This window comes from Microbacterium sp. NPDC089987 (assembly GCF_044748505.1).
Classification (GTDB): Bacteria; Actinomycetota; Actinomycetes; order Actinomycetales; family Microbacteriaceae; genus Microbacterium.
This window is the reverse complement of record NZ_JBIVGE010000001.1, coordinates 132,158-146,437: the sequence shown is the minus strand read 5'-3', so window position 1 is coordinate 146,437 and position 14,280 is coordinate 132,158. Positions and strand designations below refer to the sequence as shown.

The window sequence follows — 14,280 nt, the reverse complement described above, 5'->3', positions numbered from 1 at the left end:
CTCTTTCGGGAGGCGAGCTCCGACGCGGATCGGGGTCTGCTCACCGGTCGCACAGCGTCTCGTCCAGTGCCTCGACGACGATCCGATACTGCTCGAGCAGCACGTCTTCGTCGTCCGGAGAGACCACTGCCCAGGGCAGCGCGGTGACCGCGATCGTCGCAGCCGTGCCGTCCGGCGCGACCGCGTTGCGCGTCTGCGTGCCGGGGATGTCGCCGCCATGCCCCCACGCGAACCCACCGCAGCTGAGTGGGTAGCGCTGCAGACCGAGGCCGTACTCCGCCTCGGGCCACAGCTCGTCGCCGGCGGGGACGGTGGTCTGCATCGTCTCGAGCGCCTCATCGCTCAAGAGCTCGCCGTTCAGCAGCGCCAGCATGAAGGTGTTGAGCTCGGCCGGGGTCGACACCATGGCTCCGGCTGACCAGGCGAAGGACGGGTCCAGGGCGGAGATGTCGCGCAGCTTCCCGGGAACGTCGGCGTGATAGCCGACCGGATGCGCTCCGCGGAGATCGCGCTCGCCGGGGGAAGGGAAGTACGTGTGCTCGAGGCCCAGCGGTCGCACGATGCGCTCATCGATCTGCTCGGCGAGCGCACGATCCGTGACCGCTTCGATCAGCAACCCGAGAACGACGTAGTTCGTGTTGCTGTACTCCCACTTCTCCCCCGGGGCGAAAACGGCCGGACGAGCGAGGGCGATGTCGAGCATCTCCCGGGGAGAGACGTACTTCTCCTGCGCACCGAAGGCGTCGGCCGCGATCTGGTCGGCGTACTCGGGCAGACCTGTGGTCTGCTGCAGCAGCTGGTGCACGGTGGTGACAGAACCGTCGATACCCGCTCCCTCGATCAGGCCGGGGAGGTATGCGTCGATCGGGGCCTGCAGGTCGACGAGACCCTCGTCGACGAGCTGCAGCACGATCGTCGAGACGAACATCTTCGTGTTGCTGGCGATCCGCACCTCTGCGTCGAGCGGAGGCGCTTCGCCGGTCGAGATGTCGCCTGCGCCGGCGACGGCGCTCTGCACCTCTCCGTCAGGTGAGGTGACGGATGCCAGTACGCCGGGGTAACCGGCATCCACCAGCGACTGCAGCCTGGTCTCGAGAGCAGTTGCGGAGGTCGGGTCCGCAGAGGCCGGCGGGCGATCGACGCCACGGAAGAGGGCTCCGGCGATGATCGCTCCGCCGACGAGCACGGCGGCGGCCAGGATCGCGATGACGGTTCTGGCCCTGGTGCGAATGGCCGGGTTGCGGGGTGTGGTGTCATTCATGATGCGTCCTTTCCGGTCGGAGGGTCAGAGGTCGCGCCGCGTGAGGGCGACGGATGCCGCGACGAGAGCCGCTGCGAAGAGAGCGGCGAAGGCGACCAGCGCCGCACCGGGGTTCATATCAGCCGATCCGCCATGGATGACGTTCTGCGCGAGGGCGACGGGGAGGAACTGCATCCAGACAGGAGCGCCGCCGGTGATCAACGAGGTCGTCGCGGCGAGGAGGGGCTCGGCGAAGAGGACCGACAGTGCGGTGATGACGCCGGCGAGCTGCGTCCGTACGAGGATGCCGAGAGCGAGGCCGACCAGGGCGAGGCCGGCGACCGCGACGACACCGCGACCCAGCGTGGCGACCGCATCGCCGATGTGTGCAGTGAAAGGGGTCCCGGACGTCGCGAGCGCCACGAGCAGGGCGGCGAGGCTGACGATCGCCATGACGGCGCCGATGACCAGGCCGGCCAGTCCCACAGCGGCGGCCTTGCCGACGACGATCCGGCTGCGTCGCGGTGAGGCGAGAGCTGCGCCGACCATGCCGCCGTATCGGTCGTCGCTCGTGCCGGCGAGAGTGCCGAGCAGCACGACGGCGAGCACCGCGATGCCGATCGAGCCGCCGCCCATCGAGGCGCCGAGTGGGTTGAGTGCGTCGAGCTGGGCCGCAGCGGATGTCAGGTCGAGCATCGGCAGGTCGGGTCCGAGCTCCGCGGCACCGGGGCCGATGTCACCGCGGGCCAACGCGGGGAGCACGGTGACGAAGGCGAGCTGCGTGATGATGAGGCCGACGACCGCGACGAGAGCGCTGACCTTCGTGGCGGTGGTCGTGATCAGTCCGAGGAGTTCTGCGCGGAACATCAGCGCACCCCCGCGGTTCCGGTGACCTGGAGGTAGTAGCCCTCGAGGTCGCCACTCGCGGCGGCGACCGCCTCGGCGAGCGTGATGTCGGCGACGACCCGCCCCTCGGCGATGACGACGATGTCGTCGGCGATGTCCTGCACATCGGAGAGCTGGTGCGACGACAGCAGCACCGTGCCGCCGGCATCCGCGAATGCCCGCAGGCGGTCTCGCAGCCAGCGCATGCCGGCCGGGTCGAGGCCGTTGGAGGGCTCGTCGAGCACGAGAAGCTTCGGCTCGCCGAGGAGCGCCGCGGCGATCGCGATGCGCTGCTTCATGCCGAGGGAGTAGCCGCCGGACCGGCGGTCCGCGGCGGCGGTCATGCCCACTTCGGCGAGGACGATCTCGACTCGTTCGGGCGGGATGCCGGCGCGGCCGGCCGCGATGCGGAGATGCTGCCGTCCCGTGCGGGCGGGGTGCAGGCCGCCGGCGTCGAGCACGGCGCCGACCAGCGTGGCGGGTCGCTCGAGGTCGCGGTAGGCGCGCCCGAAGACCAGCGCCTCGCCCCGGTCCGCTGCGACGAGCCCGAGGAGCAGCCGGATCGTGGTCGTCTTGCCGGCGCCGTTGGGCCCGAGCAGGCCGACGACCCTGCCGGATCCGACGGTGAAGCCGACCCCGTCGACGCGAGGGTGGTCGTGGAAGGACTTGTGCAGTCCGCGCGCCCGAAGCGGCGGGGAGGTGGAGATGTTCATGTCTCCAGCCTCATCAGGGCGGCCCTCCCGCGCCCCGGCCGGCCGCACGGGATCCCCCTGTCCGAAAGAACAGTCCGGAGAGGAATCGAATCTTCGTGATCAAACCGTTGCATTCGTTACCGCGCCGTTATATGCTCATCACACGGTGAATGTTAGCTGTGGCATCCACCGCATGTGATTGCAGGACTCTCTTTGGTGCAAGGGACAAGGGCCGGTCGGAAGCCTCTCCGACCGGCCCTTACTGCTGCCGCCGGTCGTCGGTGCGCGACAGTACGCTGAGTGCATGACCGACCGCGAGCTCGCCCTGCAGGCGTGGGAGAGCCTGTTTCGCGCGCAGCACCAGCTGCTCGCGGAGATGGCCGTCGACTTCGAGGGGTCCGCCCTCGCGCAGGTCGAGTACGACGTGCTGCTCACCGTCGTCCGCGCACCGGAGATGACCTCGCGACTGCGCGACATCACCGCCAGGTCGCTGATCAGCCAGCCCAGCGTCTCGAGGCTCATCGACCGCATGGTCACGCGCGGTCTCATCAGTAAGGCGGTCGATCCCGAGGACGGTCGCGGAGCGGTGATCACGGCGACGGATGCCGGAGCCAAGGCCTTCCGCCAGCTGGCGACGGTGCACGGGCGCACCATCGCCGAGAAGATGTCTCCCCTCGACGACGCCGAGCTTGCGACGCTGCTGCGACTCACGCAGAAGCTGCGAGGAGTGTGACGGCCGAGACTCTGGCAGGGTGTACCTGAAACCTACAAGGGGGAAGGAAGGTCACCATGGAGATCGCCGGAGCAATCGGCATCCTGGTCATCATCGGAATCGCGGTCGTCGCCGCGATCGTCATCGCACTGATCCTGCTGCTGTTCGCTCGCAGCTGGATCAAGGTGGCCCGAGCCGACGAGGCGCTCGTCATCTCGGGTCGCAAGCAGAAGGTGCAGCGGGCGGTCATCAACGCCGACGGCAGCACCAGCTCGGAGATGGCCGAGTCGCCGGTCACGGTGATCGTCAACGGAAAGTCGCTGGTCAACCCGATCACGCAGCGCCACGAGATCATCTCGCTGCGCTCGCGTCAGGTGCTGCTGAACGCCGAGGCTCAGTCGCTGGACAGCGTGACCTTGAATGTCGACGGCGTCGCGATCGTCAAGATCGGCTCCGACCCGCTCTACGTGCGCCGCGCCGCCGAGCGCTTCGCCTCGCAGGACAAGGCGATCGAGCAGTTCACCACCGAGCAGCTCGAGGGCGCGCTGCGCGGCATCGTCGCCACCCTGTCGGTCGTCGAGCTGATGCGTGAGCGCAAGAAGTTCTCCGACCAGATCGCCGCCGACGTCTCCAGCGAACTCGCCGATCAGGGACTCATCCTCGACTCGTTCCAGATCAAGGGCATCACCGACAAGGTCGGCTACATCCAGTCGCTGGGCGCGCCCGAGATCCAGGCGAAGCGCCAGGCCGCCGAGATCTCGCAGACCAACGCCGACCGTGCGATCAACCAGAAGAACATCGCGAACAACGAGGCGAACCTGATCGAGCAGACCGCACTCGACACCAACACGGCCAACGCCAACGCCGGCATCGGCCGCGCGCGCGCCGAGGCCGAGCAGGCCGAGTACCTGGCCCGCGCACAGGCCGAGCAGGCCGTCCTGCAGCAGCAGGCCGAGAACAAGCAGGCCCAGCTGGACGCCGACGTGAAGCGCGTTGCCGACGCGCAGCGGTACGAAGCCGAGACCCGCGCGCAGGCCGAGCTCTTCACCCGTGAGAAGGCCGCCGAGGCTGCCGCGATCGAGCAGATCAAGCAGGCCGAGGCCCGCACCCGCATCGCCGAGCAGCAGGCTCAGGCCGACAGGGCTCGCGCGGCCGGTGAGGCCGCCGCGGCCGAGGCCAAGGCCAACGGTGACGCCAACGCGCTGCGCGCCCAGGCGGACGCGGAAGCTGCGGCCCGGCGCCTGCGCGCCAACGCCGAGGCAGAGGCGATCCGCGCTGAAGGAGAGGCGCGTGCCGCCGCCGTCGAGGCCGAGGCCAAGGCCATCGCCTCCAACCAGGAGGCATTCCTGTCGCAGCGCGTGCTCGAGGTGCTGCCGTCGATCATGGCCGAGTTCGCCAAGGGCTACTCCGCCATCGGCAACGTGTCGATCATCGGCGGCAACGGCGAGGACGGCGCGTCCAGCGTCATCGGCAGCGACAACGCCAAGGCGATGCGCTCAGTGTTCGACAGCGTGAGCGCCGCGACCGGTCTCGACCTCGCCGCGATCATCCAGGGCCAGGCCGTCGGTCGCGGTTTCGGTGCGGGTGTCGCGCAGGCGACGGATGCCTCGCCTTCGGCATCCTCGTCCGCCGGCACGACGACGGCCATCGTCGAGCGCACCCTCGACGACCGGGCCGAGCCCGACGCCGGCGCGTAACCCACCACTCTCGAAGAGCCGTCTCGCCCAGAGGCGGCTCTTCGCGTCTCCCCGCCGCATACAGCCGGCGTCCGAGGTCACTTTCGTACGGTTTCCGCGCCGCAGGCGTGCACAATCGACCCCGCACAGGCGTGTCGGCTCGCTGTCTGTCAGCGGGGCAGACTGGAACCGTGACCTCCCGCCCGTTCGATCTCGCCCGCATCGGCTCCGGACTGTCATTCGCAGCGGCCTTCGAAGATGTCGAACGCGCGCTTGACACGAGCACCGCGCTGGTCATCAGCGCACCGCCGGGCACGGGCAAGACGACGCTCGTGCCACCCCTGCTGGCATCCCGCCCCCGCGGACGCGTGATCGTCACGCAGCCGCGACGGGTCACCGCGCGCGCTGCCGCCCGCCGCCTCGCCGAGCTCGACGGCTCACCGCTCGGCGGTCGCGTCGGCTTCACGGTCCGCGGCGAGCGCAGGACCAGCCCTGAGACGCGCGTCGAGTTCGTCACGGCGGGAGTCCTCCTGCGCCGAATGCTCGATGACCCGGGCCTCGACGGCATCGACGCCGTCATCATCGACGAGGTGCACGAGCGAGCACTCGAGACCGATCTGCTGATCGGGCTGCTCGGCGAGGTGCGCGAGCTGCGTGACGACCTCACGCTGGTCGCGATGTCCGCCACACTCGACGCCGAGCGGATCGCCTCCGTGATCAGCACGGACAGGGCACCGGCGCCGATCGTCGACCACCGCGTCCCCGCGCATCCGCTCACCCAGCGATGGGCTCCGAGCTCCGCGCCACGGCTCGACGAGCGCGGCGTCACCCGGTCGTTCCTCGATCATGTGGCAGGCACAGCGGCATCCGCCGCCCGCGATCTCGTCCGCGAAGTGCCGGATGCCGACGCTCTCGTCTTCGCGCCCGGAGCGCGCGAGGTCGCCGAGATCGCACGCCTCATCTCCGACCTGGCGCCCGACTTCGACGTGCGCGAGCTGCACGGGCAGCTGCCGTCGTCCGTCCAGGACGCGGTCATCCGCGGCCGCGACGCCGACAACCGGCCGCGCATCGTCGTCACCACTTCACTCGCCGAGTCATCATTGACCGTGCCGGGCGTGCGGCTCGTCGTCGACAGCTGCCTGGCCCGGCAGCCGCAGCGCGATGCCGCTCGCGGCATGACCGGGCTGGTGACGACAGCGGCGTCGCGTTCGTCGTGCGTGCAGCGCGCCGGACGCGCGACGCGACAGGGGCCGGGCACGGTCGTGCGGTGCGTGGATGAGCGCACGTACGCCGCCGCCCCGGCTCGCCCTGCCCCCGAGATCGCGACGGCCGACCTCGCCGATGCCGCCCTGCTGCTCGCGTGCTGGGGCGCACCGGGCGGCGCGGGCATGAGGTTCATCGACCCGCTGCCGGCGGACAGCCTGAGCGACGCGACGGAGGTGCTGCGTGCCCTCGGTGCGATCGACGACGAGGGACGCGCGACCGCCGAGGGACGCGCGCTCGCACGCATCCCGACGGATCCGCGCCTCGCCCGGGCGCTGCGCGACGGATCGGCACTCGTGGGCGCACGGGCGGCTGCCGAGGTCGTCGCGCTCGTCGGCGACGACATCCGCCTCGGCGATGCCGACATCGCCTCGGCTCTCTCGGCACTGCGGCACGGCCGAGGTCCCGACGCGCAGCGGTGGGCCCGCGAGGTCGACCGCCTCGTGCGCCTCGTGCCGTCGGGTCGCTCCCCGGTCGGAGCAGGGCACGGGGTCGGTCTCGTCGTCGCGCTCGCTTTCCCCGGACGGATCGCCAAGCGGGTCGAGCGCTCGTCTCACGGAGCGACGTTCCTGCTGGCATCCGGAACACGAGCGGGGATCAGCGGCCCGCTCGCCGACGCCGAGTGGCTCGCCGTCGCGGATGTCGCACGAGCATCCGGCCGCATCGCCGCCGGCTCAGGCGCGGTGATCCGCGCCGCCGCGGCCCTCACCGAGCGGCAGGTCGAGCGCGCCGCCGACCATCTCATCACCGACCGCGTCGAGGCGCAGCTGATCGACGGCCGGATCAGCGCCCGTCGCGAGCGGCGGGTCGGGGCGATCGTCCGCTCGTCCGTGCCGGTTCGAGCGTCTGCTGCTGAGGGTCGGGATGCCGTGCAGCGCGCGCTCCGCGCCGACGGCCTCGAGGTGTTCACCTGGTCGGGCCTGGCCGATGAGCTGCGCCGACGGATGGCGCTGCTGCACCGCGAACTCCGCGAGCCCTGGCCCGACGTCTTCGACGATGCCTTGCTGGCGCGCCTTGCGGACTGGCTCGATCCCGAGGTCACGGCCCTCGCCAGCGGCACCCCCGCGAATCGCATCGACCTCGCCGGCCCGCTGCGCCGGCTGCTCCCGTGGCCGGCCGCCGCCGAGTTCGATGCTCTCGCGCCCTCGCTGCTCGAAGTGCCCAGCGGCTCGCGCATCCGGATCGCGTACCCCCCACTCGATGAACCCGAGGGGCAGCCCGTCGTCGCCGTCAAGCTGCAGGAGTGCTTCGGCTGGGCCGAGACCCCGCGGCTCGTCGGCGGACGCGTGCCGGTGCTGTTCCACCTGCTGTCGCCCGCCGGGCGGCCGCTCGCGGTGACCGGCGACCTCGCCTCGTTCTGGTCAGGACCCTACGCGCAGGTGCGAGCGGAGATGCGGGGTCGCTATCCCAAGCATCCGTGGCCCGAGGATCCTTGGGTTGCCACCGCCACCCGCCACACCAGCCGGCGCGCGGCTCGCGAGTGAGCCGCCGAGTCAGCACTCGATGACGTTCACCGCGAGGCCGCCCTCGCTGGTCTCCTTGTACTTCGTCGACATGTCGAGACCGGTCTGGCGCATGGTCTCGACCACGGCATCCAGCGAGACGTAGTGGTGACCGTCGCCGCGCAGCGCGAGACGCGCGGCTGTGACGGCCGTCGATGCGGCGATCGCGTTGCGCTCGATGCACGGGATCTGCACGAGCCCGCCGATCGGATCGCAGGTGAGACCCAGGTGGTGCTCCATGGCGATCTCGGCGGCGTTCTCGATCTGCCGCACGGTGCCGCCCATCACCGCGGTGAGGCCGCCTGCCGCCATCGCACAGGCCGACCCGACCTCGGCCTGGCAGCCGCCTTCGGCGCCCGAGATCGACGCGTTCGCCTTGAACAGCGAGCCGAGTGCGGTGGCGGTGAGCAGGAACCGGCGGATGCCGCGGCGCCGGTTCGCGTCGGCCACGGCGGCGTCGTCACCGTCCGGGGAGGCCGGGCCCTTCGACAGGCTCAGGGACCCAGAGGAGGCCGACGAGTTGTCAGACGAGCGGAAGCCGAGCAGGGCGCTGCCGACGAGCTCACCGTGCGGAGTGACCGCGTTGCCGACGCCCAGACCGGAGTCGGCGAGGAAGCGCCACCAGTACATGGCGACAGCGGGCAGGATGCCGGCCGCACCATTCGTGGGTGCAGTGACGACGCGCCCACCGGCCGCGTTCTCCTCGTTCACGGCGAGAGCGAAGGCGCCCAGCCATTCGCCGGGCAGGGCGGCATGCCCGTCGGCTTCCGCAGCCTCGAGCTGCTGGCGGATGTCGCCCGCGCGGCGCTTCACCTTCAGGATGCCCGGCAGCGTGCCCTCCGAATGCAGCCCCGCGTCGACGCACGACGCCATGGCATCCCAGATCGCGTCGAGGCCGGCCGCGACCTGTTCTTCGGTGCGCACCGCCATCTCGTTCGCGCGAGCGATCTCGGCGATCGACATGCCCGTCTCGTCGCACAGCGCGAGAAGCTCTTCGGCTGTGTCGTAGGGGTACGGCTGCGGGGCCACGGTGACCCGTGCGTCTTCGCCGTCGCGGCGGATGAACCCTCCGCCGACCGAGTAGTACGTCTGCTCGAGCACCGCAGCTCCCTCGGCGTCGAGCGCGTGCAGGGTCATCGCGTTGGGGTGACCGGGCAGGCGAGTGCGCGGGACGAAGGCGATGTCGTCCTTCACGAACGGAATGCGGTGCTCCCCCGCCAGCAGCAGGTCGCGCTCCTCGGGCCAGCGGCTCCAGAGCTCGCGCACGTCAGCGGGCTCGCAGGTCTCGGGGTGCAGCCCCTGCAGGCCGGCGACCACGGCATCCGGGGTGCCGTGGCCGAGCCCGGTCGCTCCCAGTGAGCCGAACAGCTCGCACCGAACGCGGGCGACGCCGCGGAGCAGCCCCTCGGCGCGCAGCCGATCGGCGAAGTCGACGCCGGCGCGCATCGGCCCCACGGTATGCGAGCTCGACGGCCCCACACCGATGGAGAACAGATCGAAAGCCGAGACGTACGCAGTCACCTCTCCAGCCTACGTCCGAGGCCGGCCTTCCGGGCCGCTGGGAGACCCCCAGAGGAAAGGCGAAACCCCCGCCGCTCTCGCGACGGGGGTTTCACTACTGTCTCAACACAGTGTGCGCCCCGAGGGACTCGAACCCCCAACCTTCTGATCCGTAGTCAGATGCTCTATCCATTGAGCTAGGGGCGCAGGGCCCGCTCAGCGGGCCGAAGAACAGCCTACAACACGTTGCGCCGAGAAGCGAATCGGGTCAGACCCGGCTCACGCCCGGCGTGTCCAGAGGGTGCGCTTGCCGTCGCGCTCCCCCCGCGAAGGGTCCTTCTCCGCCGCCTTCTCGGCCGCTTTCTCGCGTTTGCGGCGGGCACGCTGCTCCGACGACAGTGCCTGCAGATCGACGAGCTTGAGCGCCTGCATCCGCGCCTCTCGCATCTGCTCGTACTCGGGATCCTGATCCGCCCGCATCCCCTCGACGCGCAGTCGGCGGTCGAGGTTGCTGCGCACATCGGCCCATGCGGCCGCTCTCGCCTCTTCGACGAGCGCGCGCAGCGCCTCGGGGTCTTCGGTCATCTCGCGCAGATGGGTGGCGACCCCGAGCGACTGCTTGGCGCGACGGCGCAGATTGCGCACGTCGCGATCACGGTAGTCGTGGGTGCCGTGCGGGTCGGAGTGCCTGCCGCGCGCCCGCTTGCGAAGTGCAGTGAGGTGCTCAGCGGCCTGTTCGGACTCGTCGGCCATCGCCCGCAGCGCGACCCGGGCCTCGTCCATGTAGTGGTCGATCTCGAAGGTGCCTCCCTGCGCGATCGTCCCGACCAGGATCTGGTTCTTCACGGTCAGCCGAACGGCCGCCGTGGCGATCGCTACGCCCTCGGCGACGGCATCAGCTGTTCGTCCCACGAGTACCTCCCGAATCGAGCGTACCGGCACCCCACCGACAGCGGTGGGGCGGATTCACGCGGGCGGAGTGGATGCCCCGAAAAGCCGCTCGTGAGCTGCCGCCCTTCCCTCGGCCAGATGCTCCGGGATCAGCCGCCGCAGCGCCTCGACATCGCGCGCGCGGATCGCGTCGAGGATCTCGCGGTGCGTGGATGCCATGTCGGCGAGACCGTCGTGCTGCCCGAACAGCCATCGCAGCCGGGTGACGAGAGAGCTCGCCAGTTCGACGAGCATGGCGTTCTGAGACAGCCGCACGACGGCCATGTGGAACGCCGTCGACGCCTGCCGTGCCCCTTCGACGTCGCCCAGCGCCGCCGCAGCCGCCTCCTGAGTGACCAGCGACTCGAGCAGCGCGATCCCGACCTCGTCGATGCGCTGCGCCGCCAGCACGAACGAGAGCGTCTCGAGAGCCTCGCGCACTTCGGCGAAACCCTGCAGATCGTGCGGCGAGAACTCTCGGACCGTCGCCCAGCTGCGTGGCCGCGCCACGACTATCCCGTCGGCGACCAGGGCCTTGATCGCCTCGCGCACCGGCAGGCGCGACACCTCGAGCTCGGCGGCGATGTCGCGCTCGACCAGCCGTGACCCGGGAGGGCGCCGGCCCGACATGATGTCCTCGCGGAGCGCATCGGCGACGCGCTCCGACTCGAGGCCCGACATTCCACCTACCGGCATGATCGGATTCAACCACCACCGGGCCGTTTCGGCCAGTGTTCCGGCATTCCGGACGGTGCGGTCGATGTGTCAGAGCTCGACGGGCGGCCCGGGCTCGTCTTCAGCGACCTCGGGGTGACGCACCAGGTTCACGACGGCGAGAGCGAGCCCTCCCCACACAGTGACCATCGCGACGATCATCATGACGACAGCGGTGGAGGTCACGGTCGTGCTCCCTTCCGGCGGGCGTCCGCCACGGCGATGCTTCCGGTCTCGGCATCCGGTTCGTAGTTCTCCACGACGAGGAACTCGTCGTACTCGGGATCGTCCTTCGCATGCGAGCGATGGCTCCACGGCAGCAGCGACAGGAGGATCGCGAACACGATGAGCGCGATCACCATCCCCCAGCCGAAGATCGCCAGGAACCAGAGCGGATAGCCCTCGTACGGCGTGGTGATCTTCGTGATGATCTCGCTGATGAACAGGTAGCCGAGAACGATCGGGGCGAGCGCGCCCACCAGCAGCATCCAGACCCAGCCGAGCCCGAAGCTGGAGCGCTTGTTCAGGTGCTCGCGCAGCACCGGCAGCTTGCGCAGGATCCAGGCGACGAGGATGACTGCGACGAGGGCCACTGCCATGATGCCGAAGGCGTTGACGAACGCGTCGGTCGCGTCGAGCACCTGCAGAGCGGTGGTGGTCGAGAAGAACGCGATCGAGATCAGCGCGACGGGGATCGCCACCGTGAGCGTGGTGCGCACGCGACCCCAGCCGAGCTTGTCCTGCAGGGCGGCGACGACCACTTCGAGCACGGAGATGAGGGAGGTGATGCCGGCGAACACCAGGGCGCCGAAGAAGAGGACTCCGAAGATCGAGCCGCCCGTGGCCTGCGAGACGATCGTGGGGAAGGCGATGAATGCCAGGCCGATGCCCGAGGATGCGACGCCCGAGACGTCGGTGTTCTGGGCCTGCGCCATGAAGCCCAGGGCGGCGAACACTCCGATTCCGGCGAGGATCTCGAAGCCGGAGTTCGCGAAGCCCACGACGAGGCCCGAGCCGGTGAGGTCTGTCTTGCGCTTCAGGTACGACGAGTACGTGACCATGATGCCGAAGGCCACCGACAGCGAGAAGAAGATGTGGCCGTATGCGGAGGCCCACACGCCCGGGTCGGCGAGCGCCTCCCAGTTCGGAGTGAAGAAGGCGTTCAGGCCGTCCATGGCCCCGGGCAGGAACAGAGCCTGCACGACGAGCGTGGCGAACATGAGCGTCAGCAGCGGCATGAGGATCATGTTGGCGGCGCCGATGCCTCGCTTGACGCCCAGCGCCATGATGATGATCACGACGAGCCACACGCCGATCAGCGGGATGCCGACCTGGGGCACGAACTCGAGCGAGACGCCCTTCTCAATGTCGCCCATCTGGAGGAAGTCGGAGAAGAAGTAGTCCTGCTCGTTGCCCTTGCCCCAGGTGATCTGCGCCGAGAACCAGGTGTACATGGCCGCCCACGCGATGATGACGGCATAGTAGGTGGCGATCACGACGCAGATCAGCACCTGCCACCAGCCCAGCGGCTCGGCCGCACGGCTCATGCGCCGGAACGCGAGTGGCGCAGAGCCGCGGAAGCGGTGCCCGATCGCGTAGTCGAAGAAGAGCAGCGGGATACCCGCGGTCAGCAGCGCGCACAGGTAGGGGATGAGGAACGCGCCACCGCCGCCCTCGTATGCGACGTACGGGAACCGCCAGATGTTGCCGAGTCCGACCGCAGAGCCGATCGCCGACATGATGAAGACGTTGCGCGAGCCGAAGGCCTCGCGCTTCTTGGTCTGCGTCGTTGCATTCGCCATGCTCCGAGGCTACCGGAGAGGTGCGGCGGAGCCGGCTGGCCTCGCCGCCGAGCTCAGTCGGAGCGAGGTGCGTCTCTCGGGTCGTCGGCACCGTCCACGCCCGGCCCGGGGCCAGGGCGCACGGCTGCGGTGTCGGCGACGTCGATGCGCACATTGCCGTCGTGCTCGGTCACCTCGATGCGCGGTGCCGCATCGGCCTCAGTGGAGTGCTCCGCCCGAAGGAACTGGTCGCGCAGCTTCTGCTCGTGGGTCATGCCGTCGATGGCGTCATCGTTCTCGCTCATGCCACGACCATCTCCCGCGCGGGCGGCGCGGGCGAGACCCTGGCCGCCGACCAGCGGAGGTGGTAGAAACCCTGCGCCGGGATCCCGCTGTTCACCAGCGCGGGTGGACGTCCGCGCGGAACCGGCGGTCGTAGAGATCCCGCACAGCTGCGGTGAAGGCCTCGCCGAGCTCGGGGACCGACCCCGCGGCCGCATTCGCTTGCGCCTGCGCGGTGCTGCGCGCACCGGGGATCACGGACGAGACGCCCGGAAGCTGAGAGACCCACGCGAGAGCCGCCGTCGCCGGGGCGAGCTCCGCGCTCGCGGCGAGCGCGGAGAACTCCTGCGCCGCCTCCACGCCCTGGTCGTAGTCGACGCCCGAGAACGTCTCACCCTGGTCGAAGGCCTCGCCGTGCCGGTTGAAGCTGCGGTGGTCGTTCGCGGCGAACTCCGTGTCGTGGGAGTAGCGGCCCGAGAGAAGTCCGCTCGCGAGCGGCACGCGTGCGATGATGCCGACGCCGGCCTCGATGGCTGCGGCAAGGACCTCGTCGAGCGGCTTCAGACGGAAGGCGTTGAGGATGATCTGCACCGTCGCAACGCTCGGGCGCGCGATGGCGGCGAGCGCCTCGGCAGTGGTCTCGACGCTCACTCCGTAGGCGGCGATGGCCTGCTCGGCCACCAGGGTGTCGAGCGCGTCGAAGACGGCGTCGGCGGAGTAGACCGCGGTCGGCGGGCAGTGCAGCTGCACGAGATCGAGCGTGTCGACGCCGAGGTTCCGGCGGCTGCGGTCGGTCCAGTCGCGGAAGTTCTCGAGCACGTAGTTCGCCGGGATCTGCTCGACTCGGCGGCCCATCTTGGTGGCGACGGTCAGCGGGGCATCCGGGTTGTCCCGCCGCCACGCGCCGATCAGCGACTCGCTGCGCCCGTCGCCGTAGACGTCGGCGGTGTCGAAGAACGTGACGCCGGCTTCGGCGCTCGCATCGAGCACGGCCCTGGCATCCGCTTCGCTCACCTCACCCCAGTCCGCGCCGAGCTGCCACGTGCCGAGACCGATGACGGAGACGTCGCGACCAGTGCGACCCAGAGTGCGATGCTGCATGA

General features: G+C 70.0%; 13 protein-coding genes and 1 tRNA gene. 3 read left to right on the top strand and 11 right to left on the bottom strand.

Annotation, left to right across the window (positions count from 1 at the left end):
- Positions 1-40 precede the first annotated feature (40 nt).
- The 3 genes from ACIPV2_RS00735 to ACIPV2_RS00725 are packed head-to-tail and all read right to left on the bottom strand — an operon-like array spanning position 41 to position 2,838.
- Positions 41-1,261, bottom strand: coding sequence for a serine hydrolase domain-containing protein (locus ACIPV2_RS00735; RefSeq protein WP_400837135.1), 1,221 nt, complete (start codon positions 1,259-1,261; stop codon positions 41-43).
- Between the two features lie 24 nt (positions 1,262-1,285).
- Entirely contained in the window at positions 1,286-2,107 is an 822-nt protein-coding gene (locus ACIPV2_RS00730) for a hypothetical protein (protein WP_400837132.1), read from the bottom strand.
- On the bottom strand, positions 2,107-2,838 hold the full coding sequence (locus ACIPV2_RS00725; protein ID WP_400837129.1) for an ABC transporter ATP-binding protein: 732 nt from the start codon (positions 2,836-2,838) through the stop codon (positions 2,107-2,109). Before ACIPV2_RS00725 ends, ACIPV2_RS00730 begins: the two co-directional genes overlap by 1 nt.
- Before the next feature lie 283 nt (positions 2,839-3,121).
- On the opposite strand from ACIPV2_RS00725, the gene ACIPV2_RS00720 reads away from it, so the two are divergent.
- The 3 genes from ACIPV2_RS00720 to hrpB all read left to right on the top strand — a co-directional run bounded on the left by ACIPV2_RS00720 (position 3,122) and on the right by hrpB (position 7,952).
- Complete coding sequence (locus tag ACIPV2_RS00720) at positions 3,122-3,550, top strand: MarR family winged helix-turn-helix transcriptional regulator (RefSeq protein ID WP_400837126.1); 429 nt, start codon at positions 3,122-3,124, stop codon at positions 3,548-3,550.
- 56 nt (positions 3,551-3,606) lie between these two features.
- Complete coding sequence (locus ACIPV2_RS00715) at positions 3,607-5,226, top strand: SPFH domain-containing protein (protein ID WP_400837123.1); 1,620 nt, start codon at positions 3,607-3,609, stop codon at positions 5,224-5,226.
- Between the two features lie 170 nt (positions 5,227-5,396).
- On the top strand, positions 5,397-7,952 hold the full coding sequence (hrpB, locus tag ACIPV2_RS00710) for an ATP-dependent helicase HrpB (RefSeq protein WP_400837120.1): 2,556 nt from the start codon (positions 5,397-5,399) through the stop codon (positions 7,950-7,952).
- A gap of 9 nt (positions 7,953-7,961) precedes the next feature.
- Here hrpB and ACIPV2_RS00705 read toward each other — a convergent pair whose 3' ends face one another.
- The 8 genes from ACIPV2_RS00705 to ACIPV2_RS00670 all read right to left on the bottom strand — a co-directional run bounded on the left by ACIPV2_RS00705 (position 7,962) and on the right by ACIPV2_RS00670 (position 14,278).
- On the bottom strand, positions 7,962-9,491 hold the full coding sequence (locus tag ACIPV2_RS00705; RefSeq protein ID WP_400837117.1) for an L-serine ammonia-lyase, iron-sulfur-dependent, subunit alpha: 1,530 nt from the start codon (positions 9,489-9,491) through the stop codon (positions 7,962-7,964).
- Positions 9,492-9,604: 113 nt separating this feature from the next.
- Positions 9,605-9,677 (bottom strand) — tRNA-Arg (locus tag ACIPV2_RS00700).
- Between the two features lie 72 nt (positions 9,678-9,749).
- Positions 9,750-10,382: an asparagine synthase gene (locus tag ACIPV2_RS00695; RefSeq protein WP_400837114.1), complete on the bottom strand. Its 633-nt coding sequence runs from the start codon at positions 10,380-10,382 to the stop codon at positions 9,750-9,752.
- Positions 10,383-10,436: 54 nt separating this feature from the next.
- Positions 10,437-11,096 carry a GntR family transcriptional regulator gene (locus tag ACIPV2_RS00690; protein ID WP_400837111.1) on the bottom strand — a complete coding sequence of 220 codons (660 nt, stop codon included), beginning with the start codon at positions 11,094-11,096 and terminating at the stop codon, positions 10,437-10,439.
- A gap of 69 nt (positions 11,097-11,165) precedes the next feature.
- On the bottom strand, positions 11,166-11,300 hold the full coding sequence (locus ACIPV2_RS00685) for a methionine/alanine import family NSS transporter small subunit (protein WP_400837108.1): 135 nt from the start codon (positions 11,298-11,300) through the stop codon (positions 11,166-11,168).
- The gene (locus ACIPV2_RS00680; protein WP_400837105.1) at positions 11,297-12,916 is read right to left on the bottom strand and encodes a sodium-dependent transporter; all 1,620 of its coding nucleotides are present in this window, start codon (positions 12,914-12,916) and stop codon (positions 11,297-11,299) included. Before ACIPV2_RS00680 ends, ACIPV2_RS00685 begins: the two co-directional genes overlap by 4 nt.
- A 53-nt stretch (positions 12,917-12,969) precedes the next feature.
- On the bottom strand, positions 12,970-13,200 hold the full coding sequence (locus ACIPV2_RS00675) for a multidrug transporter (protein ID WP_400837102.1): 231 nt from the start codon (positions 13,198-13,200) through the stop codon (positions 12,970-12,972).
- Positions 13,201-13,291: 91 nt separating this feature from the next.
- Complete coding sequence (locus ACIPV2_RS00670; RefSeq protein ID WP_400837100.1) at positions 13,292-14,278, bottom strand: aldo/keto reductase; 987 nt, start codon at positions 14,276-14,278, stop codon at positions 13,292-13,294.
- Positions 14,279-14,280: the final 2 nt, after the last annotated feature.

What these genes read in the sequence shown, in the direction of transcription:
- ACIPV2_RS00690 (WP_400837111.1), bottom strand. Translation starts at nt 11,096, where the DNA reads ATGCCGGTAGGTGGAATGTCGGGCCTCGAGTCGGAGCGCGTCGCCGAT.
- ACIPV2_RS00720 (WP_400837126.1), top strand. Translation starts at nt 3,122, where the DNA reads ATGACCGACCGCGAGCTCGCCCTGCAGGCGTGGGAGAGCCTGTTTCGC.
- ACIPV2_RS00725 (WP_400837129.1), bottom strand. Translation starts at nt 2,838, where the DNA reads ATGAACATCTCCACCTCCCCGCCGCTTCGGGCGCGCGGACTGCACAAG.
- ACIPV2_RS00680 (WP_400837105.1), bottom strand. Translation starts at nt 12,916, where the DNA reads ATGGCGAATGCAACGACGCAGACCAAGAAGCGCGAGGCCTTCGGCTCG.
- ACIPV2_RS00670 (WP_400837100.1), bottom strand. Translation starts at nt 14,278, where the DNA reads ATGCAGCATCGCACTCTGGGTCGCACTGGTCGCGACGTCTCCGTCATC.
- ACIPV2_RS00715 (WP_400837123.1), top strand. Translation starts at nt 3,607, where the DNA reads ATGGAGATCGCCGGAGCAATCGGCATCCTGGTCATCATCGGAATCGCG.
- ACIPV2_RS00675 (WP_400837102.1), bottom strand. Translation starts at nt 13,200, where the DNA reads ATGAGCGAGAACGATGACGCCATCGACGGCATGACCCACGAGCAGAAG.
- ACIPV2_RS00735 (WP_400837135.1), bottom strand. Translation starts at nt 1,261, where the DNA reads ATGAATGACACCACACCCCGCAACCCGGCCATTCGCACCAGGGCCAGA.
- ACIPV2_RS00730 (WP_400837132.1), bottom strand. Translation starts at nt 2,107, where the DNA reads ATGTTCCGCGCAGAACTCCTCGGACTGATCACGACCACCGCCACGAAG.